This window comes from Proteus sp. fly-1008, from assembly GCF_040140305.1.
In the GTDB taxonomy this organism is placed as follows: Bacteria; Pseudomonadota; Gammaproteobacteria; order Enterobacterales; family Enterobacteriaceae; genus Proteus; species Proteus vulgaris_B.
The window spans coordinates 212,494-235,391 of sequence record NZ_JBEEWH010000002.1 but is presented as its reverse complement, the minus strand read 5'-3'; the positions used below and the strand labels follow the sequence as shown (position 1 = coordinate 235,391).

Below are 22,898 nucleotides of genomic sequence, written 5' to 3'. Positions count from 1 at the left end.
AAGAAAGCAAATATTACATTGCTTTGATTTGTGCTTGCAGATTAGCTTTATGACGTGCTGCTTTATTCTTATGAATTAAGCCTTTAGTTGCCTGACGGTCAACAATCGGTTGCATGTCATTAAATGCTTTTTGTGCTGCTTCTTTATCACCTGAAGCAACTGCTGCGTATACTTTTTTGATGTAAGTACGCATCATAGAACGACGGCTTGCGTTGTGTTGACGACGCTTTTCAGACTGAACCGCACGCTTCTTAGCTGATTTGATATTAGCCAAGTTCCAACTCCCAAATATATTCTAGCGAGGACAAATACAAAGGTGAAGGAATATGCCTTTTCAACCTAAGTTTGTCAATGGATTTATACAAAATTAGCGTCGTTGTACGCGACACTTGTTTCGTTGTGATGGCGCAAGATTTTATCAGTTAAGGCGGGTAGAATACAGTCTTTTGAGTGAAAAAATCATCAAAATCGTGTATATGAGTAATAAATAATAGATTCTAAGAGGATCTACGATTGATTTTATGCGATTTTATAACCAAGAAGCGAGTGATAGTCCATTTTTGTTTGATGTGAGCAATCAAATTTAAGAACAACAGTGAATCGACTTGTCGAGATATTACTCATCAATAAACATTGATATATTGGGTTACTCTCAAGCCTTTGACAAGGTATAATCCAATAATTTCCACGGTATTGAGCCAGTTATGGAGCTAATTCGCGGTATACAGAATATTAGAGCGCTACATCATGGTTGCGTTTTAACAATTGGGAATTTTGATGGTGTCCATCGAGGCCATCAGGCATTATTGAAACACTTGAAGCAAGAAGCCTCACAGAGAGGATTACCCACGGTTGTGATGACATTTGAGCCTCAACCACTTGAGTTTTTTTTACCAGAAAAAGCACCAGCACGTCTGACTCGTTTACGAGATAAGATAAAGTATTTGGCTGAATGCGGTATTGACTACCTTTTGTGTGTCAAATTTGATAAACAATTTGCGGCACAAACACCCGAAGAGTTTGTTTCATCTCTACTGGTCGATAAATTAGGGGTGAAATTTCTTGCTATTGGTGATGACTTTCGCTTTGGCAAAAATCGTGAAGGTGATTTCCATTTTTTACAACAAGCAGGTGTTCGGTATGGATTTGACGTCGCAAATACAGAAAGTTATTGCGATAAAGGGTTACGTATCAGTAGCACCGCAGTAAGAGAAGCGTTACTCAATGATGATTTAGTTCTTGCTGAATCACTCCTTGGACATCCTTATAGTGTTTGTGGACGAGTTGTTCATGGTAATGAATTGGGTAGAACTATTGGTTTTCCGACAGCCAATATTCCAATGAAGCGCTTAGTTGCACCAGTGAAAGGTGTTTATGCCGTTGATGTCTATTTATCAGATAATCAATTACCTTTGCCAGGTGTGGCAAATATCGGAAGTCGTCCAACTGTAAAAGGAAAAGGCGTACAATTAGAAGTTCATTTAATCGACGTTAATATGGATTTATATGGACGTTGTATTGATGTTGTGTTACGAAAGAAATTGCGTAATGAACAGCGATTTGCATCATTGGATGCATTGAAGCAGCAAATCGCAGATGATGTGGCTACTGCTAGGGATTTTTTATCACAGTAGTCGGAGTCATAAACTAGCGGAAAATTGGAACTGAGAATCGAATGAGTGACTATAAAAATACCCTGAACTTACCAGAAACAGGGTTCCCTATGCGCGGGGATTTAGCAAAGCGCGAGCCAGAGATGTTATCACGTTGGTACAAAGAAGGTTTGTATCAAGCTATTCGTCAGGCGAAAAGCGGTAAAAAAACATTTATTTTGCATGATGGCCCTCCATACGCCAACGGCAATATTCATATTGGTCACTCAGTAAACAAAATTCTCAAAGATATTATTATTAAATCCAAAGGGCTGTCAGGCTTTGATTCTCCGTACATTCCAGGATGGGATTGTCATGGATTACCTATTGAACTAAAAGTTGAACAAATCGTAGGTAAGCCAGGAGAGAAGATATCTGCAGCACAATTCCGCGAGGAATGTCGTAAATACGCTTACGAACAAATTGAAGCACAGAAAAAAGATTTTATTCGTTTGGGTGTTTTGGGTGATTGGGATAAACCTTATCTCACAATGGACTATAAAACCGAAGCAAATACTATTCGTGCTTTGGCGCGTATCATTGCAAATGGTCACCTATTAAAAGGCGCTAAACCTGTTCACTGGTGTACCGCGTGTGGCTCATCATTGGCTGAAGCAGAAGTCGAATACTACGATAAAACATCCCCTTCTATCGATGTACGTTTCACCGCCGTAGATTCAAAAGCTGTTGCTGCTAAATTTGGCTCAGCAACAGATAAACCAATTTCTTTGGTTATCTGGACAACAACGCCTTGGACATTACCTGCTAACCGCGCTATCGCCTTAAATGCAGAATTTAATTATGCCTTAGTCTCATTTAATGATGAGTGTGTGATTTTAGCTGCTGATCTTGTTGAATATGTGATGAAACGTATTGGCGTAACTGACTGGGCTGTTTTAGGTGAATGTAAAGGTACAGATCTAGAATTGTTGCGCTTTAATCATCCATTTATGGGCTTTGATGTTCCTGCTATTTTAGGTGATCACGTTACTTTAGAAGCAGGTACAGGGGCTGTTCATACTGCACCAGGCCATGGTCCGGATGACTTTGTGGTTGGTCAAAAATATGGTTTAGAAGTTGCAAACCCAGTTGGGCCAAATGGTTGTTATTTACCTGGCACTTACCCAATATTAGACGGTGTTTTTGTTTTTAAAGCGAATGATGTCATCGTTGAATTGCTAAAAGAAAAAGGCGCTCTGTTACATCACGAAGCGATGCAGCACAGTTATCCTTGCTGTTGGAGACATAAAACTCCAGTTATTTTCCGTGCAACACCTCAATGGTTTATTGGCATGGATAAAAATGGGTTGCGTCAACAATCATTAAAAGAGATCAAGGGTGTTAAATGGATACCTGATTGGGGTCAAGCACGAATTGAGTCAATGGTTGAAAACCGTCCTGACTGGTGTATTTCTCGTCAACGTACTTGGGGTACTCCAATGTCTCTGTTTGTTCATAAAGAGACACAAGAGCCACATCCACGTACTTTAGAGTTGATGGAAGAAGTTGCAAAACGTGTTGAAGTTAGCGGTATCCAAGCATGGTGGGATTTAGATATTCGTGACGTGTTGGGTGATGAAGCTGACGATTACATGAAAACACCAGATACGCTGGACGTATGGTTTGACTCAGGATCAACACACTCAACCGTTGTTGATGCTCGCCCAGAATACCATGGTAATTCAGCCGATATGTATTTAGAAGGCTCTGACCAACATCGTGGTTGGTTTATGTCTTCGTTGATGATCTCAACGGCAATCAAAGGTAAAGCACCTTACCGCCAAGTATTAACACATGGTTTTACCGTAGATGGACAAGGCCGTAAAATGTCTAAATCTATCGGTAACACAGTAAGTCCTCAAGATGTGATGGATAAATTAGGTGCTGATATTTTACGTTTATGGGTTGCCTCAACAGATTATACAGGTGAAATCGCCGTATCTGATGAGATCTTAAAACGTTCTGCGGATACTTATCGTCGTATTCGTAATACTGCACGCTTCTTCTTAGCAAACTTGAATGGTTTTGATCCTGCAAAACATCAAGTTAAACCAGAAGAGATGGTCACGTTAGATCGCTGGGCTGTGGGGCGTGCGCAAGCTGCCCAAGCAGAAATTTTAAAACATTATGAAAACTATGATTTCCATAATGTTATTCAACGCTTAATGCAATTCTGCTCAGTGGAAATGGGTTCTTTCTATCTAGATATCATTAAAGACAGACAATACACAGCGAAAAGCGACAGTGTTGCTCGTCGTAGTTGCCAAACAGCATTATTCCATATCAGTGAAGCATTAGTCCGTTGGATGGCGCCAGTTATGTCATTCACTGCTGATGAAATCTGGAATGAACTGCCAGGTGAGCGTGCAAAATATGTCTTAACTGAAGAGTGGTATACCGATTTATTTGGTTTAGATGCATCAGAAACCTTAAATGACGATTACTGGGCTGAATTACTGGCTGTTCGTGGTGAAGTCAATAAAGTGTTAGAGCAAGCACGTACAGATAAACAACTACGTGGCTCTTTAGAAGCATCAGTCACACTGTATGCAGATAACGCTTTAGCAGATAAATTAAATGCATTAGGTAATGAACTGCGTTTTGTTTTATTAACATCTCAAGCGACAGTAGCTGATATTAGTGAAGCACCAGAAACAGCATTAGCCTCTGATATGGCGGGTTTAAAAATCGCCTTTAATAAAGCAGATGGCGAAAAATGTCCTCGTTGCTGGCATTATGCGACAGATATCGGTCAAGTAGCGGAACACGCTGAATTATGCGGACGCTGTGTTACTAACGTAGCCGGTAACGGTGAAGAACGTAAGTTTGCTTAATTAATGAAGAAAACACTTTGCTCTACAGGTTTACGCTGGTTGTGGTTAGCAATTGCTGTAGTGGTGTTGGATTTAGGAACAAAACAGTATTTCATGCAGACATTTCGTCTGTATGAATCTGTTGCTGTGATGCCTTTTTTCAATTTCACTTACGCACATAACTATGGTGCTGCCTTTAGCTTTTTAGCGGATAAAGGGGGATGGCAACGTTGGTTTTTTGCACTGATTGCATTAGCAATCTGCATTACTTTATTAGTAATGATGTATAAAAATAAAGCGAACGCCAAACTAAGTAACATTGCTTATGCGCTTATTATTGGCGGAGCATTGGGTAATCTTTCTGATCGTCTGATCCACGGGTTTGTTATCGATTTCCTTGATGTTTATGTCGGAGATTGGCATTGGCCCACTTTTAATATTGCTGATATGGGTATTTGTATTGGTGCTGGACTTATTATCATTGAAAGCTTTTTCCCTGATAAAAATGTCAGTCCGCAAGATACAAAAAAGCAAAAGTAATCAGACAATGAGTTAACTAAAATAACCCCTGCCTTATGGCGGGGGTTACGCTTAATAGAAGGTATTAGTATGGTTATGCAGGTACTCAACAATAGTGCGGTATTGCTGAATTTCACTTTAAAATTAGCCGATGGCTCTGTTGCTGAATCTACGCAAGCACATGGTAAACCCGCTCTTTTTCGTTTAGGTGATGAAAGTTTATCGCCAGCCTTAGAAGCTGAATTATTGGGGTTATCAACGGGAGATAAAAAAACTTTTACGCTTGCGGGCGAACATCTTTTTGGTAAATACAACCCTGACTTGATCCAATACTTTATGCCTTCTGACTTTGCAGAGTCTGGGGTGCCAGAAGCGGGCACTATTATGCTATTTACAGCAATGAATGGCAGTGAAATGCCGGGCATTGTAAAAAATGTCACTGAAGATTCTGTCACGGTTGATTTTAATCACCCATTAGCGTCAGAAGAAGTGACATTTGATATTGAAGTTGTCAGCATCAATCCTGAGGAGGAAACAACACATGCAAATACTGCTGGCTAACCCACGAGGCTTTTGTGCGGGTGTTGACCGAGCTATCAGCATTGTTGACCGCGCTCTGGAAATCTATGGCGCACCTATTTATGTTCGTCACGAAGTGGTTCATAACCGTTATGTAGTTAACGATTTACGCGAACGTGGCGCTATCTTTATTGAAGAAATTTCAGAAGTACCCGATAACGCGATTTTAATTTTTTCGGCTCATGGTGTTTCTCAAGCTATTCGTCAAGAGGCTCGTTCACGTAATTTAACAATGCTTTATGATGCAACTTGCCCATTAGTAACTAAAGTTCATATGGAAGTAGCTAGAGCTAGCCGTAAAGGTAAAGAGGCGATACTAATCGGTCATGCAGGGCATCCCGAAGTTGAAGGTACAATGGGGCAATACAATAACCCTGAAGGAGGGATGTATTTAGTTGAGTCACCTGCTGATGTCTGGAAGCTAACAGTCAAAGATGAAGACAATCTTTGTTTTATGACCCAAACAACACTTTCTGTAGATGATACATCTGAAGTTATTGATGCTTTAAATGCACGTTTTCCCAAAATTATTGGGCCTCGTAAAGACGATATTTGTTATGCAACAACCAATCGTCAAGAAGCGGCGAGAGAACTTGCTGAAAAAGCAGATGTTGTTTTTGTTGTTGGTTCTAAGAACTCATCAAATTCAAACCGCTTAGCAGAATTGGCTCAGCGTGCAGGAAAACCTTCTTATCTTATTGATAGCTTTGAAGATATTGATGAGTCATGGGTGACTAATGTCAATATTGTCGGAGTGACTGCAGGAGCTTCTGCCCCTGATATTTTAGTACAGCAGGTATTAGAGCGTCTAAAAAGCTTTGGTGCTGATGAAGTGATCGAATTATCAGGGCGTGAAGAAAATATTGTTTTTGAAGTACCTAAAGAACTTCGACTTGATTATAAAGTTATCGAATAAGACATCTAGAAAGCGTGGTTTTTAAAGCAGAGTTTAAATCTCTGCTTTTTTTATATCTAAAGTTAAATGAATAATCATGCTATTCATCTCTTTTACTGATAATTAGCGCTGTTTGGTGTGTTTTTCTTATCTAGAACGTTAAATACTGGCATCAAACGGATGACATCGCTAATCTGTAAATAATAAATAGAGATCATAAGCATTGTTAAGGAGAAATTTAGTTATGTCTGCAAAAGAACTTCGTCTTGCTGTTGTAGGTGCTGGTGGACGCATGGGGCGCCAATTAATTCAGGCAATTTCTCAACAAGAAGGAACTGTGCTAGGTGCTGCTTTTGAACGTACAAATTCTTCATTAATTGGCTCAGATGCGGGCGAGTTGGCTGGCATTGGCCATATCGGTGTCACGGTAACTGATAACTTATTAGCACAAGCTAATTCATTTGATGTATTAATTGATTTTACACGTCCAGAAGGCACGCTTTCGCATATTGAATTTTGTGTAGAACAACAAAAAGGTATGATTATCGGTACGACAGGCTTTGATGATGAAGGCAAGAAAGCCATAGATGATGCAGCAAAAATCATCCCTATTGTGTTTGCAGCCAACTTTAGTGTTGGTGTTAATTTGGTGCTTAAATTACTTGAAAAAGCCGCTAAAGTGATGGGATCTTATAGTGATATTGAAATTGTAGAAGCGCACCATCGCCATAAGGTTGATGCACCATCAGGCACAGCATTAGCAATGGGTGAATCTATTGCAGATGCATTAGGTCGTGATCTTAAAGAGTGTGCCGTTTATGAGCGAGTAGGGCATACGGGAGAGCGTGACCCTAAAAGTATTGGTTTTGCTACTATTCGTGCAGGTGATATTGTGGGTGAACATACTGCGATTTTTGCCGATATTGGCGAAAGAGTCGAGATAAGCCACAAAGCTTCTAGTCGAATGACATTTGCAAATGGCGCAGTAAAGGCGGCTATTTGGTTAAGCTCTAAAAAATCAGGTTTATATAATATGAAAGATGTTCTTTCTTTAGAAGATTTGTGATTTATTGTTTTTTATAATCAATTGAAAACTCATGATTATTTTTTAATTGTGAGTTTTTTTATTTGATTTTTTATTTTTATTGTATTCTTTCTTGTTTATATTGATTATCTCTTATATTTTCTGTTTTTTTTCTAAAAAAAGACACAATTCTTCTGTTTTTTCTTTTAAAATCTCATTTTTAAATTATCTTAGTAAGCAAACGGTTAAATTTGCAAGATTTGTTATATTAATTGTCACTTGGTTGATTAAATTGCTAATGATTGATATTTTTTTAATTAAAAAGGTGTTTTTTCTAGACATCTGTCCATTCGATCTTTAGAATGCGCCCAATTTGCCAAAAATTTGCCCAATTTTATGTTTTTGGCATTGATTTAGAGTCTTAAATCTGAATTAATATGCATGAAATGTGATTTATTATTCTCTGGAGGGCGTTTTGATTAAATCAGCTATACTGGTTCTAGAAGATGGGACCGAATTCCACGGCAAGTCGATTGGCGCAGAAGGCGCCGCCATCGGTGAAGTCGTTTTTAATACTTCAATGACTGGTTATCAAGAAATACTAACCGACCCGTCTTACTCTCAACAAATTGTTACTCTCACCTATCCCCACATTGGCAACACCGGCGTTAATCATTCAGACGAAGAATCAGAAACCATTCATGCTCAAGGCTTAATTATTCGTGATTTACCATTAGTGATGAGCAACTATCGTGCACAAGAAACATTATCTGATTATCTTAAACGCCATAATATCGTTGCGATTGCAGATATTGATACACGCAAGCTAACGCGCTTATTGAGAGAAAAAGGTGCGCAAAACGGTTGCATTATCGCAGGCAATCACCTTGATACTCAACAAGCTCTCGAAAAGGCCAGATCATTTCCTGGTTTAAAAGGAATGGACTTAGCAAAAACGGTGACAGTGAAACAGCCTTATCAGTGGACTCAAGGAAGTTGGACATTAAAAGGTGAGTTACCCAAAGCAAAATCAGTAGATGAATTGCCATTGCATATTGTGGCATATGATTTTGGTGTGAAACGTAATATTTTACGCATGCTGGTGGATAGAGGGTGTCGAGTTACCATTGTACCAGCACAAACACCTGCGCAAGATGTTTTAGCACTTTCACCTGATGGTATTTTTCTTTCAAATGGTCCCGGGGATCCAGAGCCCTGCGAATATGCCATTAACGCCATTCAAACATTTTTAACAACCGATATTCCTCTCTTTGGCATCTGTTTAGGTCATCAGCTTTTAGCATTAGCCAGCGGTGCAAAAACCATCAAAATGAAATTTGGGCATCATGGTGGTAACCATCCTGTTAAAGATTTAGATAAAAATACGGTGATGATCACAGCGCAAAATCATGGATTTGCCGTTGATGAAACCTCTCTTCCTGCCAATTTACGTGTGACACATAAATCTCTATTTGATGGTTCTTTACAAGGCATTCATCGCACAGATAAACCTGCATTCAGTTTTCAAGGCCATCCAGAAGCCAGCCCTGGGCCACATGATGCTGCACCTCTTTTTGATCACTTTATCGAACTTATCGCGCAATATCGTCAAAACCTGCAATCAGTAACAACAAAATAAATCAGGAGCGAAAGAAAATGGCTAAAAGAACAGATATCAAAACAATCCTGATTTTAGGTGCAGGGCCGATTGTTATCGGACAAGCGTGTGAATTTGATTATTCAGGCGCTCAAGCATGTAAAGCGCTACGTGAAGAGGGGTATCGAGTTGTTTTGGTAAATTCAAATCCTGCAACCATTATGACCGATCCTGAAATGGCTGATGCAACGTACATTGAGCCTATTCACTGGCAAGTTGTGAGAAAGATTATTGAAAAAGAGCGTCCTGATGCGGTATTACCAACAATGGGCGGGCAGACAGCACTGAACTGCGCTTTAGAATTGGAGCGCCAAGGTGTTTTAGCTGAATTTGGTGTCACCATGATTGGTGCAACAGCTGATGCAATTGATAAAGCAGAAGATAGACAACGCTTTGATAAAGCGATGAAAAAAATCGGCTTAGATACAGCACGTTCAGGTATTGCACATAACCTTGATGAAGCGTTTGCGGTCGCACAACAGGTTGGCTTTCCTTGTATTATTCGTCCATCATTTACTATGGGCGGTACAGGGGGCGGTATCGCCTATAATCGTGAAGAATTTGAAGAAATTTGTACTCGTGGTTTAGATTTATCACCTACCAATGAATTATTAATTGATGAATCATTGATTGGCTGGAAAGAGTATGAAATGGAAGTTGTTCGCGATAAAAATGATAACTGTATTATTGTTTGTTCTATTGAAAACTTTGATGCAATGGGCATTCACACAGGGGACTCCATTACTGTTGCACCTGCGCAAACATTGACTGACAAAGAATATCAAATTATGCGTAATGCCTCGATGGCGGTATTACGTGAAATAGGTGTTGAAACAGGCGGTTCTAACGTTCAGTTTGCCGTTGATCCGAAAACAGGACGTTTGATTGTTATTGAAATGAATCCTCGGGTGTCACGTTCTTCTGCCTTGGCATCCAAAGCAACAGGCTTTCCAATTGCTAAAGTTGCCGCAAAATTAGCGGTAGGTTATACCCTCGATGAGCTGATGAATGACATCACAGGAGGAAGAACACCTGCCTCTTTTGAGCCTTCAATAGATTATGTTGTGACAAAAATTCCTCGTTTTAACTTTGAAAAATTTGCAGGAACCAATGACAGATTAACAACGCAAATGAAATCTGTTGGCGAAGTGATGGCAATTGGTAGAACGCTACAAGAATCTATGCAAAAAGCATTACGAGGCCTCGAAGTGGGGGCGACAGGTTTTGATCCTAAAGTCGATTTAGACGACCCAGAAGCATTAACCAAGATCCGTCGAGAGCTAAAAGAAGCAGGCTCTGACCGAATTTGGTATATCGCAGATGCTTTCCGTGCTGGATTATCCGTTGATGGCGTCTTTAACCTCACCAATATTGATCGCTGGTTTTTAGTTCAAATAGAAGAAATCGTTCGCCTTGAAGAAAAAATCAGCGAAGTCGGTATAAAAGGCTTAAGTGCTGATTTCTTACGTCAGTTAAAACGTAAAGGTTTTGCTGATGCACGTTTAGCTAAAATACTTAATATAAAAGAGCACGCTATTCGTCAATTACGAGAGCAATATCAGCTACATCCAGTCTATAAACGTGTTGACACATGTGCGGCAGAATTTGCGACTGATACCGCTTATATGTACTCGACTTATGAAGAAGAGTGCGAAGCAAATCCACATCAAGATAAACCTAAAGTCATGATATTAGGTGGCGGACCCAATCGTATAGGTCAAGGGATTGAATTTGATTATTGCTGTGTTCATGCGGCGCTTGCGTTACGTGAAGACGGTTACGAAACCATTATGGTGAACTGTAACCCTGAAACAGTTTCAACAGATTATGACACTTCTGACAGACTCTATTTTGAACCAGTCACATTAGAAGATGTGCTTGAAATTGTACGTATCGAAAAACCAAAAGGGGTTATCGTGCAATATGGTGGGCAAACCCCACTGAAATTAGCAAGAGCGCTAGAAGCTGAAGGTGTGCCAGTCATTGGCACAACACCAGATGCTATTGATAAAGCAGAAGATCGTGAGCGTTTCCAAAAAGCGGTTGATAAATTAGGGCTAAAGCAGCCTGAAAATACCACGGTGACTGCTTTAGAAGAAGCGGTAGAAAAAGCACAGTTAATTGGTTATCCACTGGTGGTTCGTCCTTCCTATGTACTTGGTGGACGCGCAATGGAGATTGTTTACGATGAAGTCGATTTACGTCGCTATTTCCAAACCGCGGTGAGTGTGTCAAACGATGCGCCAGTGTTGTTAGACCGTTTTCTTGATGATGCGATTGAAGTCGATATTGATGCGATTTGTGACGGTAAGCAAGTCGTGATTGGCGGCATTATGGAGCATATTGAACAAGCGGGTGTTCACTCTGGTGACTCAGCTTGCTCATTGCCTGCTTATACCCTAAGCAAAGAAATTCAAGATGTGATGCGTAAACAAGTTCGTGAACTTGCTTTTGAGTTAGGTGTAAAAGGGTTAATGAATGCACAATTCGCGGTAAAAGGTGATGATGTTTACCTTATCGAAGTCAATCCTCGCGCTGCTCGTACTGTACCTTTTGTATCAAAAGCCACAGGTGTGCCATTAGCCAAAGTCGCCGCGCGTGTGATGATTGGCCAAACTCTTGAAGAGCAGGGCGTTACAAAAGAAGTTATTCCCCCTTATTACTCAGTAAAAGAAGTCGTTTTACCTTTTAATAAATTTGCAGGCGTTGACCCCATTTTAGGGCCAGAAATGCGTTCAACAGGTGAGGTAATGGGCGTCGGTGCAACCTTTGCACAAGCCTTTGCTAAAGCAATGTTAGGCAGCAGTTCTACCATGAAGAAAAAAGGTAGAGCACTTCTTTCTGTGCGTGAAGGTGACAAAAAGCGTGTTGTTGATTTGGCAACGAAATTACTAAAAAGTGGATTTGAATTAGATGCTACACATGGTACAGCCATTGTATTAGGTGAGGCGGGAATAAATCCACGTTTAGTCAATAAAGTACATGAAGGGCGACCGCATATTGAAGATAGAATTAAAAATGGTGAATATGACTATATTGTTAATACCACATCTGGTCGCCAAGCCATTGAAGATTCTAAAATTATTCGTCGCAGTGCATTAAGATATAAAGTCCATTATGACACGACGTTAAATGGCGGATTTGCAACAACGTTGTCATTAGCGGCCGATCCTACGGCGAGTGTTATTTCAGTTCAAGAAATGCATAAAAAGATAAATAAAGCTTAAGTTTATTTGTTGCCGTAATAATGATCCTGAATATGAGGAAACTTGTATTCGGGATTTTTTATTTTTTATCGCTATTAAAAAAAAGAAAATTTTACGGAAAAAAGAAAGCCCCAAATAAATTTATTTGGGGCGATTGCAAAACAAAGAGGTGGGTGCGGATCTTTTTTTTCAAGTAAGGAGTCAAGAAAATAAAATAAGTTAATTTCTTTGTTTTAGCGGGTTGATTTTGTCTTTTTTTGTCGCTTGAGTCAAGAGAAAATTATTTTACGATATTAAGTAACGTGTTGTTTTAATTGATTTAAATTTGTTATTTGCTACGGAAGAGGTATAGGGGATAGAGAAATTTCTGTTACTATATTGGCGGGTGCTTGGATCATTTTGGTTCAAGCATTTTGCAAGAGCCAAAAAGAGAAAAGCCCCGAATTCTATTTTTATAAAATCCGGGGACAGACTCAAACCTCAACAACTTGATTCTGTCTCCTTTTCCGAAAGGAGTCAATCAAATTGACGAAAATAACCTTATTTGGCATTACGGTTATCTGTGTGACTGTTCTATGTTTTACAATAATTGTAGGCGAACGATTATGTTCACTTAACATTAGTAATGGAAACACAGTCGTTCAAGCTATTTTGATGTGTAATAAATAGCTTGGTTGGAGGGAGGTTTTCTCCCTCCCAATTTTTCTTCAAGTTGTCAGAGTTTTGGTACAAGCACCCTGTCTTTTAAATTATTCTTTGTGATAGTTGGATATAAATGATAATGATTGCTATTTCGTTGAATGTTTGACAACATAGCTGATTATTTACTCTGCTGATATCTTTCTATTATGTCTCAACACTCTTCATTCTATTCATATATTGGTTATCAACCTAAGCATCAACAGGTTGAAGAATATCGCTTTCAAGACCAAATTTTATTACGCCAAGGTGTATTAGAAACTACAGAAGATCTGCATATTGAAGAGACTTATCAAGCCGGCTTTAATTTAGTGGCAGTTCATAGTGGAAGTGTGATTAGTGAAAGTGTCAATGGGCAGAAAATAGAGATAGCAACACCGAGTATTTTTATTGCTAATAGTGTTGAACGTTATTCTTTATTGAATCAATTTAAATCTGGCGATCCTCTAAGATACACATTATTGCAATTATCATCTCAGTGGCTTGAGCAACAATATATTTTATTACCTGAGATATTAAAGAAAAATCAAGGATTAACTCTGCATCATCTGACTTTGGATAATACGTTTTTAGCGTTAACCATGCAGTTATTCCAAAATCCGGTTCATGATTCCTTAAAACCACTTTATTACTCAGGTAAAGCTTGCGAATTTGCTTCATTAAGTTTGCAATATTTATGTCATGAACAAGAGCCAGCCAATCGGCCATTAAGTCAGCGTGAAAAAAACAGTTTAAAACAAGCCAAAGAAATTTTAATTGCTGAAATGGAAACGCCACCAAAGCTTGAAATATTAGCAACTCGTGTGGGATTAAATACTCGAAAACTTACTCAAGGTTTTCGTCAATTATTTGGCAATTCTGTTTATGGTTGGCTACAAGAATATCGTTTACAAACCGCATATAATATGTTGCTAAATGAAGGGGAGTCTATCTCAAGTGTTGCCTATTATGTTGGTTATACACCCGCTCATTTTTCCGTCGCGTTTCGTAAACGTTTTGGTATATTACCGGGAGATGTACGCAAAGGGCATTTTACGCCTTAATTGATTTTATTAGGTTTATCGGTATATTTATTATCTTCATCGCTTGATTTGTCATCTATTAAACACTTAATTAATTCTATCTTTTCCATCTTGCTTAATAAATAAGCAAAATGCGTCTAAATCGAAAGTAATAGTCACGCAATCTAAAGTCTTGTTGCTAGAGGGAAAATACCCTTTTCGCTATAGTGCCACAAGATGTTGTGGAGATTATTATGCATAATGAATTATGGATGTTGTTGCGTCCTTATCGCCCTTTATTAATAGGTGCGCTGTTACTACAAGCTGTTGCAGGTTTTAGCTCTTTAGTACCTTGGTTAGCACTTTATCAACTTATTGTTTCTTTTCCTTCTACTAATACATTCTGGCTAACTATTGCGGTTATTGGTGGCATTGTATGGCTAATATCACAAACCATTGCATTTCATTTAACACATTTAATGGATGCAAAATTAACCTACCAATTACGATTAGCATTATCAGAAAAAATGCAAAAATTACCGTTAAATTGGTTTGTTAGCCAAGGAAAAAATGGTATCAACCAATATGTTCAGCGCGATATTAAAGCATTACATCAATTAATTGCTCATGCACCTGCTGATATCGTGCAATTAATGGTTGTTCCTGTTATTGCTATTATTGTGTTATCAACATTAAATCCTTTTTTACTGGTTTTCTCTCTTATTCCTTTAATCATTGCTTATTTTTGTTTTAAACAAACACAATCATCACGTTATCAAACCTATTGTGAACAGCGTGATGAGGCAATGAAAATGCTCTTTGAAGATTATCAACTTCTTGCTGAAAATCCTCTCGTAGCACGCCAATTTCCGCATAAAGGAATTGTTGATAAAACAGAGAAAGCACTATTTAATTTTGTTTTTCATTTTCAAAATTGGGTTAAACGAGTTGGATTATTAGGATCACTTACCCAATTATTATTGAGTGCCACCTTATTAACAGGATGGCTATTATTGGGTGCTACTATTTTTGAACAAGCGTTACCATTGGCCGATTTATTACTGTTTATTTTATTGTTAAGACGTATTGCAGAGCCTGTTATGGCTATGGGGCATGGCGGTGATGCCTTATGTGCGGCAAAAAAATCTGCGCAGCGGATACAGCAATTATTAAATCAGCCTGAAATGCAATATGGTGATTTATCAACAGAGACGATATCTCACGCTGTAGCGTTAACAGCACACTCTGTTTGCCTTTCGTATGGTGATAAAGAGATCCTCAATAATATTAATTTTGAAATTAAGAAAGGAGAATTTATTGCCATTGTAGGCCCCTCTGGCGCAGGAAAAAGCTCTTTACTACAACTGATTGCTCGATTTATGGATGCAACATCAGGTGAGATTTTTATTGAGAATAAGCGTTTACAGGCGTATTCACGTAATACATTAAATCAAATTACTACAGTGGTGATGCAAAACAGTCAACCATTGCCTTATTCAATTAAAGATAACTTATTGTTATTTAATCCCCATTGCAGTGAAGAGCAACTACAATCAGCAATGAATGAAACATATTTTGCTGAAGTCGTTACTAACTTACCCCGAGGTTTATCTACTTTAATTAATGATGAAACGCCACTTTCTGGCGGTGAAGCACAACGTTTGGCAATAGCGCGTGCTTTCATTGCTAATAGCCCACTGTTATTGGCTGATGAACCTTCTTCAGCACTAGATCCTGATAATGCCCAACATATTTTTAATGCATTAAAAAATAAAACCATGACACGGATAATCGTCACACATTCACTGGTTTTAGCACAACAAGCCAACAGAGTGATATTTATGGTTGATGGAAGATTAGTAGCAATGGGAAATCATGATGATTTGCTACTCAATTGTGAGCGCTATAGTGATTTTGTTCAGAAACAAGGAGAGCAAAATGAAGACTAATCCCTTTGTTTCATTACTCTTATCTTTAAAATATCCTCTCAGTTTTATGGTATTGAGCGCCATTTTAGAAGGGCTGTGTGGTTTATTATTATTGCCGATTATTATCTATTGGGATCAGGATGCTAGCCAATATTTATGGATGTTAGCGGGATTAACATTAATTACACTTGTTTTTCAGTACATTGCGACATTAAAAGGTTTTCTTGCGGGTACAACGGTGATGAAAATCTTAGTTCAAGCGTTGATCCGCCATTTACCTCGTAGTTTAACACCACCACCTCAAGCACACACGTTATGCTCAGGTGCTGCAATGAGTGCAATGAGTATCCCTGCCCATTTATTAGCGCCTGTTATTAGTGTTGTAGTGACGCCATTAACTGTAATTATTGGGCTTTTATTTTATAACATCATTTTTGCTTTGATTTTTATCGTAGCTGCATTATTACTTGTTGCAGTGATGCGGATCAGTGCCAAGGGGCTGTATAGACAAGAAGTGACACTGCAAACAGCAGAGTCTGTTGTGGCTAAAACATTGGCTGATTTTGCACAACATCAGGTATTATTGCGAAAAAGTGGGAGAAATACGCTGTTTTCACAGCAATTACAGCAAGACTTATTGGATCAACACCACCAACAAGTGCAATTATTACAACGAAGCTTACCCTATCATCTGATTTTTTCTTTATGTATTCAGGTTATTTTCATTGCTGTTTTAGTTATTGGTGTAGTGAATGTTGATATTAATACTCTTACTTTAACGCAGTGGTTGGCTGTCGTGGTATTAATCGCTCGTTTTATTGAACCTTTATTTCAGCTTTCTCATATTGATCAAGCATTAAGGCAGAGTAAACAATCACTTACTTTAATAAAAAATACGTTGGATGCTCCCACATTACAAAGCCCAAAACAAAGTGATACTCCTAAAAGCAATGACATTCGTTGTGAACAACTGGAGGTGAATAATAGTTTAGGAGCGCTGATCCTTTCTAACATAACAGTGCTATGCCCTGATAAAAAAATGACGGCAATTGTCGGCAGTTCTGGTGCGGGTAAAACAACATTATTACATGTTTTGGCACGTCTTAGGGATGCTGATAAAGGGCAGATTTATTATGGAGACAAAAGGGTCAATGATTTATCTGAGAGTGTATTAGCGCAAACAAGACAAATTGTATTTCAACATAATCAATTAATTAGAGGCACATTGCGTTGGTCATTATTACAAGATGATAACTCAACTGTCAGTGATAATGATATTTTGCATCTACTTAATGCATTGAATTTATCGGTGACTCAAACAGATTTAGATGAAGATGTGGGCGATCAGGGAGATCGTTATTCCGGTGGACAAAAACAGCGACTATGTTTAGCGCGTTCATTATTAGCCGATCCTAAGATCTTATTTTTAGATGAGCCAACAGCGAGCCTCGACATCGTCAGTCGTGAGAAAGTGGTACGTTATCTTGAAGGGCTAACATCTACTCGTGTTGTGATCACGCATGATCCTGATATTGCTAAACATGCTGATCACGTGATTGTGCTTGATAATGGAAAAGTTATTGCTGAAGGTTCGCCTAATACGTTGTTGACATCTTCAACATGGTTTCTGAATTTTTGTGGCTCATTGTGAGTGTTAGATCTTTACTGATTGCCAATCAATATCGATTGGCAATCGAAAGAGATAATCTGGCAATCTAAAATACCGTAATCCTAAAATTGGTAGAGTGATAACCATTATCATTTGAATATTTTGGGATGAATATGGTTTGCATTTCTTCTTTAGCTGGCTTAGATAAAACACAGAAATTATCGCCAGTATTAAATCAACGTACACAAAATAAATTGGCATTAACACAATGTGCTATTTTGTGTTCTACCGCTTTATTTTCACTTTCTGCCATCGCAAATACAGCAACAGAAAATAATAAAGCAGTCGATGTTTTGGTTGTGACTGAAAGCGTAGCACAAAACCGAAATAACCTTGCTCCTGGTGTTAGTACATTAAGTAAAATGGCGCTTAAACCTAGAGAGATCCCACAAACTGTCTCTGTGATAGATAGAGAGCAGATAGAAAATCAAAACCTAAATACTCTTGATGAAGTGATGACTCGTGCTAATGGGGTTACTAGTGCACCTTTTGTTTTATTAACAACGGCTTATTACGCACGTGGTTTTCAAATTAACTCCTTTGAACTTGATGGTGTTCCCGCATTAATGGGAAATATGGCAAGTTCGCCACAAGATATGGCAGTGTATGAGCGTGTAGAGATCTTAAAAGGCTCTAACGGATTAATGCATGGAATGGGAAATCCTGCGGCAACCGTCAATATGGTACGTAAACACGCCCCTTTAGACTCACAATTAAAAGCAACATTTACGGCTGGGAGTTGGAACCGTTATCGCGGTGAAGTCGATGTGGGCGGACGTCTAAATCAAGAAGGTAGTGTGCGCGGTCGTGTCGTAATGGCATGGGAAGATAAAGATTTTTTCTATGATATTTCAGATCAAAAGACGCGTTTGATTTATGCCACAGTGGATGCAGACTTAACGACTAACACACTATTACGTACCGGTATTCAATATCAAACAATAGACTCCATCACCAATATGGCAGGTGTGCCAATGGGAAAAGATGGTAGCGATTTACACCTTCCTCGTAAAACTTATTTAGATGCTGATTGGGATCGCTTTAAATGGGATACCACTCGGTTATTTACCGGAATTGAACATCAAATTAATGATGATTGGTTGTTTAAAATCAACGGTGATTATCAATATGCTAAAGCGCGTTTGTTGTATGCAGGGGCATGGGGAAATATTGATCCTGAAACCGGTGATGGTGCCATGCTAATGGGAGGAGCATACAAGTTTCATAACTATCAAACCAGTCTTGATACCAACGTCACAGGAAAACTTAACGGTTGGGGCTTACAACATGATCTGATAGTGGGAATGAGCTACTCAAAAGCCAGTGAAGAACAGCACACTGGGCAATTTAAAGATCCTCTCAATGTTCCTGTAAATATTTATCGCTGGGATCCTCATAGTGTACCGAAACCACAAATAACGGGTTATTCCTCTCAAGGCGCGACAAAAACGGAACAAACTGGTGTCTATGGAATGGGGCGGATCAAGCTTATTGAGCCAGTAACATTGATTGCAGGGGCGAGAGCGAGCTGGTGGGAAGTGAAAAAACCCCAAGCTAAGTTTACTGAAAATGGAAAAATCACCCCTTATGGTGGTTTGATTTGGGACTTTGCACCTCAATGGTCATGGTACAGCAGTTATTCTACGGTTTATCAACCACAAACGGGGAAAACCTGGAGTGGTGACATGTTGAAACCAGTGGAAGGACAAACAGTTGAAACCGGGATCAAAGGAGCGTTGATGAACGGTGGGCTTAATGTATCAGCCGCTGTTTTCCGTATCGACATGAAAAATAATCCACAAGAAGATCCGGCACATCCTGGCGGTGGTTTTAATACCTATTTTATTAGTGGCGGCAAAGTTGTTAGTCAAGGTTTTGATATTGAAGGAATGGGGTACTTATCGCCATTTTGGGATCTCTCGGTCGGTTATACCTATACCGATACGGAATATAAAGAAGATACCTTGAATAAAGGTAATAGCTTTAACTCATTAGTGCCTCGTCACATGGTAAGAGTGTGGACAAATTATCAGTTACCTTGGGATGCGCGTAAGTGGAGTGTGGGTGGTGGTATTCAAGCGCAAAGTGAATATAGCAAAACAAACGGTGAAGTTACGTTACGCCAAGGTGGCTATGCGGTATTCAATTCGCGTTTAGGTTACCAAATTAATGAACATTGGTCTGCTGCATTAAATATTAATAACGTCTTTGATAAACGTTATTACTCAAGCCTTTTCTCACCTCAATGGAATAACCGTTACGGCGAACCTCGTAACGTTATGTTGAATATCAAGGCTGATTTCTAATGCAAAAGGCACTGCTGATCAGTTGTGCTGTTTTAGGCAGCGTAATAGGGAGTATTACGCTGTCATTATTGATAGCAACATTTTATCCCAGCACTGACCCCCTTAATCGCCTATATGCAGCCGTCTTTTTACCCGTTGTCTGTTTATGTGGATTGCTCTGTTTTAGCTTATTCTCACTAAATGGAAAACAGGTATTTTGGCGCGCATGGAGCTGGTGGCCATTACCTTTAATATTGATGGAATTTATTGTATGAAAGCAATATTAAAGCGCCAATTTTTACAACTTCATCACCAAGTGGGTTCTTTGTTTGGTATTCTATTATTTATTATTCTATTGACAGGAACATGGTCATTAGCACATGAAAATTTAAATTTATGGGCTCAATTTAAGCCATTAGATAGAGAGTTATTGCCGTTAGATCAGTTATTAGTAAAAGGCGAATATCTATTAGGTCAAAACGGTTTCAATAGTGTGAAATTACCCTCTATAGACCATCCAATTATTACTTTCTGCCAAGGAATGGGCGATTGTTCACTGCAATTAAATGCACAAACGGGTGAAAAAATTACAGTAAGAGAAGTTATCTCTCCTATTGTTAATTTACATAAAAATCTATTTATGGGTTTTTCTGGGCGGTTATTTATTAGTTTATTTGGTTTTGTGTTTGCGCTATTACTAATAACGGGCATTGTTATTCATCACCGTAAAGTTTATCAACTATTTCGACTCCGTTTTAATCAAGGGCGTAGGCTGTTTTTCTTTGATTTACATAATGTAATTGGATTATGGAGTTATCCTTGGCTAGTAATGTTTGCATTAACTGGAGCATTATCAGGATTAGGGGCATTTGGTACATTAATGCTCGCAAAATATGTAGAGCCAGATGCTCCAGTACAAGTCATGATGAAATTAATGGGACAATCAACGCCTGTTTCATCTGAGTTTATTGCATCTTCTCCTAGCTCATTATTAATTCAACTTTCACAAGAAAAACCAGACTTTATTCCTGAAACTATTAATTGGAAAAATAGAAGTAATACTGAGCAGCAAATTACAGTGAGTGGTATTCATTTATATTTACCCAGCACCGCTAATTTTGAGCAGTTATTTTTTTCTGGCTTAGATAACCATTGGATTGCGGAAAAAAGTTCTGTGTCTCAGCAATTTTGGACACGTGCTTTTATTGCCATTCAACCTTTGCATTATGGTCAATATTTATGGGCAGGTTCAGCAAATTTTAGTTTATCGGTACTTCATTGCCTAATGGGAATGATGGCCTGTGTATTGACCTTTAGTGGATTAGTAATTTGGGCATTAAAAAAGCCTATTAATATCAGTTCCCGTTTAGTGTTAGGAAGTTGTTCTGGCTTAATTTTTGCCAGTACATGTTTACTTCCTTTCGCTATTTTCTCCGCGTTATCACCGATACTGCCTTTTTTTGGTGTTTGGTTGATAACGCTTCTTTTTTATTTTTTTTATCCGCAAGTGATCCAACTTACTTTTCTTATTTTAACCATCAGTAGTGTGGTTTTATTTATCAGTGTCTTTAGTCACTTATTTATAACCCACGCTGCTTTGTGGTGGATAAGTTGTGCCTTGTTGATCAGTGCTATTTTTTATTTTTTGATAGGTCTTTTTCTACTAAAAAGACAGTAATTGGAGTCTGTTATGCAAGAATTATTAAAACATCGGCAATTAGTGATAACGCTAGGTTTACTTTATTTAGCACAAGGTATTCCGATGGGAATTGCGATGGATGCATTGCCTACATTATTACGCCAAGAAGGTTCGGCTTTAAGTGCAATCGCATTTATTCCATTAGTTGGATTGCCATGGGTATTAAAATTTTTATGGGCGCCAGTGGTTGATAATTATTGGTTTAAATCTTTAGGTCGTCGCCGTAGCTGGATTATTCCCATGCAGATCATTGTGACGTTCTGTTTATTATTATTAGCAATCCTTGGTATTTCTATCGAAACGGCAAAATGGGGTGTCACTTTATTAGCTATCGCTTCATTAGCCAGTGCTACACAGGATATTGCAACAGATGGTATGGCCGCTGAACATGCGAGTGGCACGTTATTATCGAAAATAAATGCTGTTCAAATTGCAGGCGTGATGGGCGGCTTTTTCTTAGGAGGAGCAGGTATGATGATCCTCACTGATAAATTAGGCCAGCATACCGCATTACTGTTATTTGCCTTAGTGCCCGCTATCAGTTTATTTTTTATTACGTTATTTCGTCAAAAAGCAAAATATGATGAGGGTGAAAATGGTGATTCACCTAATGCAAGCCTATTAAAAATGGTACGGAGAAAAGGAGCGGTAAGACTATTAACACTGACATTGCTTTCAGCAGTAACCGCAGTATCAGGCTTTGGTTTAGCAAAGCTCTTTTTAAGTGACAGTGGTTGGTCTTTAGCAGAGATTGGGAAAATGGGCATGATGGGTGGCATGGTAACCCTTTTCTTTGGTTGTGGCGGTGGTGCTTGGTTAATTAATAAAATTGGTGTGTGGCGCGCTTTTTCTGCAGGATTACTGTGTGCTTTAGGTTCCTCATTATTATGGCTTTCACAATCAATAGGCTCTATCAGTCTTACAATAGTTACTGTGTGTATTGTATTAGGCTCTTTATCATCAGGGATCACTTCTGTGGCTATTATGACCGCAGGCATGCGTTTTGCGTCAACCGATAATCAAGCCGGTACTGATATGACCGCAGTACAAAGTATGCGTGATATCGGTGAAATGGCGTGTGCAATGATGTTGGTGAGTTTAACGGCAACAATAGGGTATCGTGGTGGGTTTGGTTTGGCAGCTATAATTGCAGTTTGTGCATTGGTAGTGACGTTGATGAATGTAAAATACCAAGAGAAAGTGTCGATTTCTTAAAATTAGAAAAGATAAAAGCATTGATGATTAAAAAACCCCCGTAAAAAGTAAACTTTA

Annotated in this window: 17 protein-coding genes; 16 read left to right on the top strand and 1 reads right to left on the bottom strand. The window is 38.7% G+C overall.

The annotated features are described in order from the left end of the window. Window positions 1-13 precede the first annotated feature (13 nt). Complete coding sequence (gene rpsT / locus ABN256_RS05600; RefSeq protein WP_004248964.1) at window positions 14-274, bottom strand: 30S ribosomal protein S20; 261 nt, start codon at window positions 272-274, stop codon at window positions 14-16. Window positions 275-704: 430 nt separating this feature from the next. On the opposite strand from rpsT, the gene ribF reads away from it, so the two are divergent. The 16 genes from ribF (at window position 705) to ABN256_RS05520 (ending at window position 22,841) form a co-directional block, all read left to right on the top strand. Further along, on the top strand, window positions 705-1,634 hold the full coding sequence (gene ribF / locus ABN256_RS05595) for a bifunctional riboflavin kinase/FAD synthetase (RefSeq protein WP_115350507.1): 930 nt from the start codon (window positions 705-707) through the stop codon (window positions 1,632-1,634). A gap of 41 nt (window positions 1,635-1,675) precedes the next feature. Continuing rightward, window positions 1,676-4,486 carry an isoleucine--tRNA ligase gene (gene ileS / locus ABN256_RS05590; RefSeq protein WP_115350506.1) on the top strand — a complete coding sequence of 937 codons (2,811 nt, stop codon included), beginning with the start codon at window positions 1,676-1,678 and terminating at the stop codon, window positions 4,484-4,486. A gap of 3 nt (window positions 4,487-4,489) precedes the next feature. Next, the gene (gene lspA, locus ABN256_RS05585) at window positions 4,490-5,005 is read left to right on the top strand and encodes a signal peptidase II (RefSeq protein ID WP_196553503.1); all 516 of its coding nucleotides are present in this window, start codon (window positions 4,490-4,492) and stop codon (window positions 5,003-5,005) included. 69 nt (window positions 5,006-5,074) lie between these two features. Beyond that, complete coding sequence (fkpB, locus tag ABN256_RS05580) at window positions 5,075-5,545, top strand: FKBP-type peptidyl-prolyl cis-trans isomerase (protein WP_072069463.1); 471 nt, start codon at window positions 5,075-5,077, stop codon at window positions 5,543-5,545. After that, on the top strand, window positions 5,526-6,479 hold the full coding sequence (ispH, locus tag ABN256_RS05575) for a 4-hydroxy-3-methylbut-2-enyl diphosphate reductase (protein ID WP_072069462.1): 954 nt from the start codon (window positions 5,526-5,528) through the stop codon (window positions 6,477-6,479). The genes fkpB and ispH overlap by 20 nt, the downstream gene beginning before the upstream one ends. Window positions 6,480-6,702: 223 nt before the next feature. Beyond that, window positions 6,703-7,524 carry a 4-hydroxy-tetrahydrodipicolinate reductase gene (dapB, locus tag ABN256_RS05570; protein ID WP_340895101.1) on the top strand — a complete coding sequence of 274 codons (822 nt, stop codon included), beginning with the start codon at window positions 6,703-6,705 and terminating at the stop codon, window positions 7,522-7,524. A 433-nt stretch (window positions 7,525-7,957) separates the two neighbouring features. Continuing rightward, complete coding sequence (gene carA, locus ABN256_RS05565) at window positions 7,958-9,121, top strand: glutamine-hydrolyzing carbamoyl-phosphate synthase small subunit (RefSeq protein WP_072069460.1); 1,164 nt, start codon at window positions 7,958-7,960, stop codon at window positions 9,119-9,121. A gap of 17 nt (window positions 9,122-9,138) precedes the next feature. Continuing rightward, window positions 9,139-12,366, top strand: a complete 3,228-nt coding sequence (gene carB / locus ABN256_RS05560) for a carbamoyl-phosphate synthase large subunit (protein ID WP_340895104.1) — start codon at window positions 9,139-9,141, stop codon at window positions 12,364-12,366. Window positions 12,367-12,870: 504 nt separating this feature from the next. Further along, on the top strand, window positions 12,871-13,014 hold the full coding sequence (locus ABN256_RS05555) for a Hok/Gef family protein (protein WP_151436716.1): 144 nt from the start codon (window positions 12,871-12,873) through the stop codon (window positions 13,012-13,014). 179 nt (window positions 13,015-13,193) lie between these two features. Beyond that, complete coding sequence (locus ABN256_RS05550) at window positions 13,194-14,087, top strand: AraC family transcriptional regulator (RefSeq protein WP_196553507.1); 894 nt, start codon at window positions 13,194-13,196, stop codon at window positions 14,085-14,087. 212 nt (window positions 14,088-14,299) lie between these two features. After that, window positions 14,300-15,994, top strand: a complete 1,695-nt coding sequence (locus tag ABN256_RS05545) for an ABC transporter ATP-binding protein (protein WP_349439250.1) — start codon at window positions 14,300-14,302, stop codon at window positions 15,992-15,994. Beyond that, window positions 15,984-17,624 (top strand): ATP-binding cassette domain-containing protein, encoded by a 1,641-nt coding sequence (locus ABN256_RS05540; protein ID WP_349439249.1) that lies wholly within the window; start codon window positions 15,984-15,986, stop codon window positions 17,622-17,624. The genes ABN256_RS05545 and ABN256_RS05540 overlap by 11 nt, the downstream gene beginning before the upstream one ends. 131 nt (window positions 17,625-17,755) lie before the next feature. Beyond that, the gene (locus ABN256_RS05535; protein ID WP_340895110.1) at window positions 17,756-19,948 is read left to right on the top strand and encodes a TonB-dependent siderophore receptor; all 2,193 of its coding nucleotides are present in this window, start codon (window positions 17,756-17,758) and stop codon (window positions 19,946-19,948) included. Continuing rightward, entirely contained in the window at window positions 19,948-20,202 is a 255-nt protein-coding gene (locus ABN256_RS05530; protein WP_072069454.1) for a hypothetical protein, read from the top strand. The genes ABN256_RS05535 and ABN256_RS05530 overlap by 1 nt, the downstream gene beginning before the upstream one ends. After that, window positions 20,199-21,605 carry a PepSY-associated TM helix domain-containing protein gene (locus tag ABN256_RS05525; protein WP_340895112.1) on the top strand — a complete coding sequence of 469 codons (1,407 nt, stop codon included), beginning with the start codon at window positions 20,199-20,201 and terminating at the stop codon, window positions 21,603-21,605. The genes ABN256_RS05530 and ABN256_RS05525 overlap by 4 nt, the downstream gene beginning before the upstream one ends. A gap of 12 nt (window positions 21,606-21,617) precedes the next feature. Further along, window positions 21,618-22,841 carry a RhtX/FptX family siderophore transporter gene (locus ABN256_RS05520; protein ID WP_340895113.1) on the top strand — a complete coding sequence of 408 codons (1,224 nt, stop codon included), beginning with the start codon at window positions 21,618-21,620 and terminating at the stop codon, window positions 22,839-22,841. Window positions 22,842-22,898 lie beyond the last annotated feature (57 nt).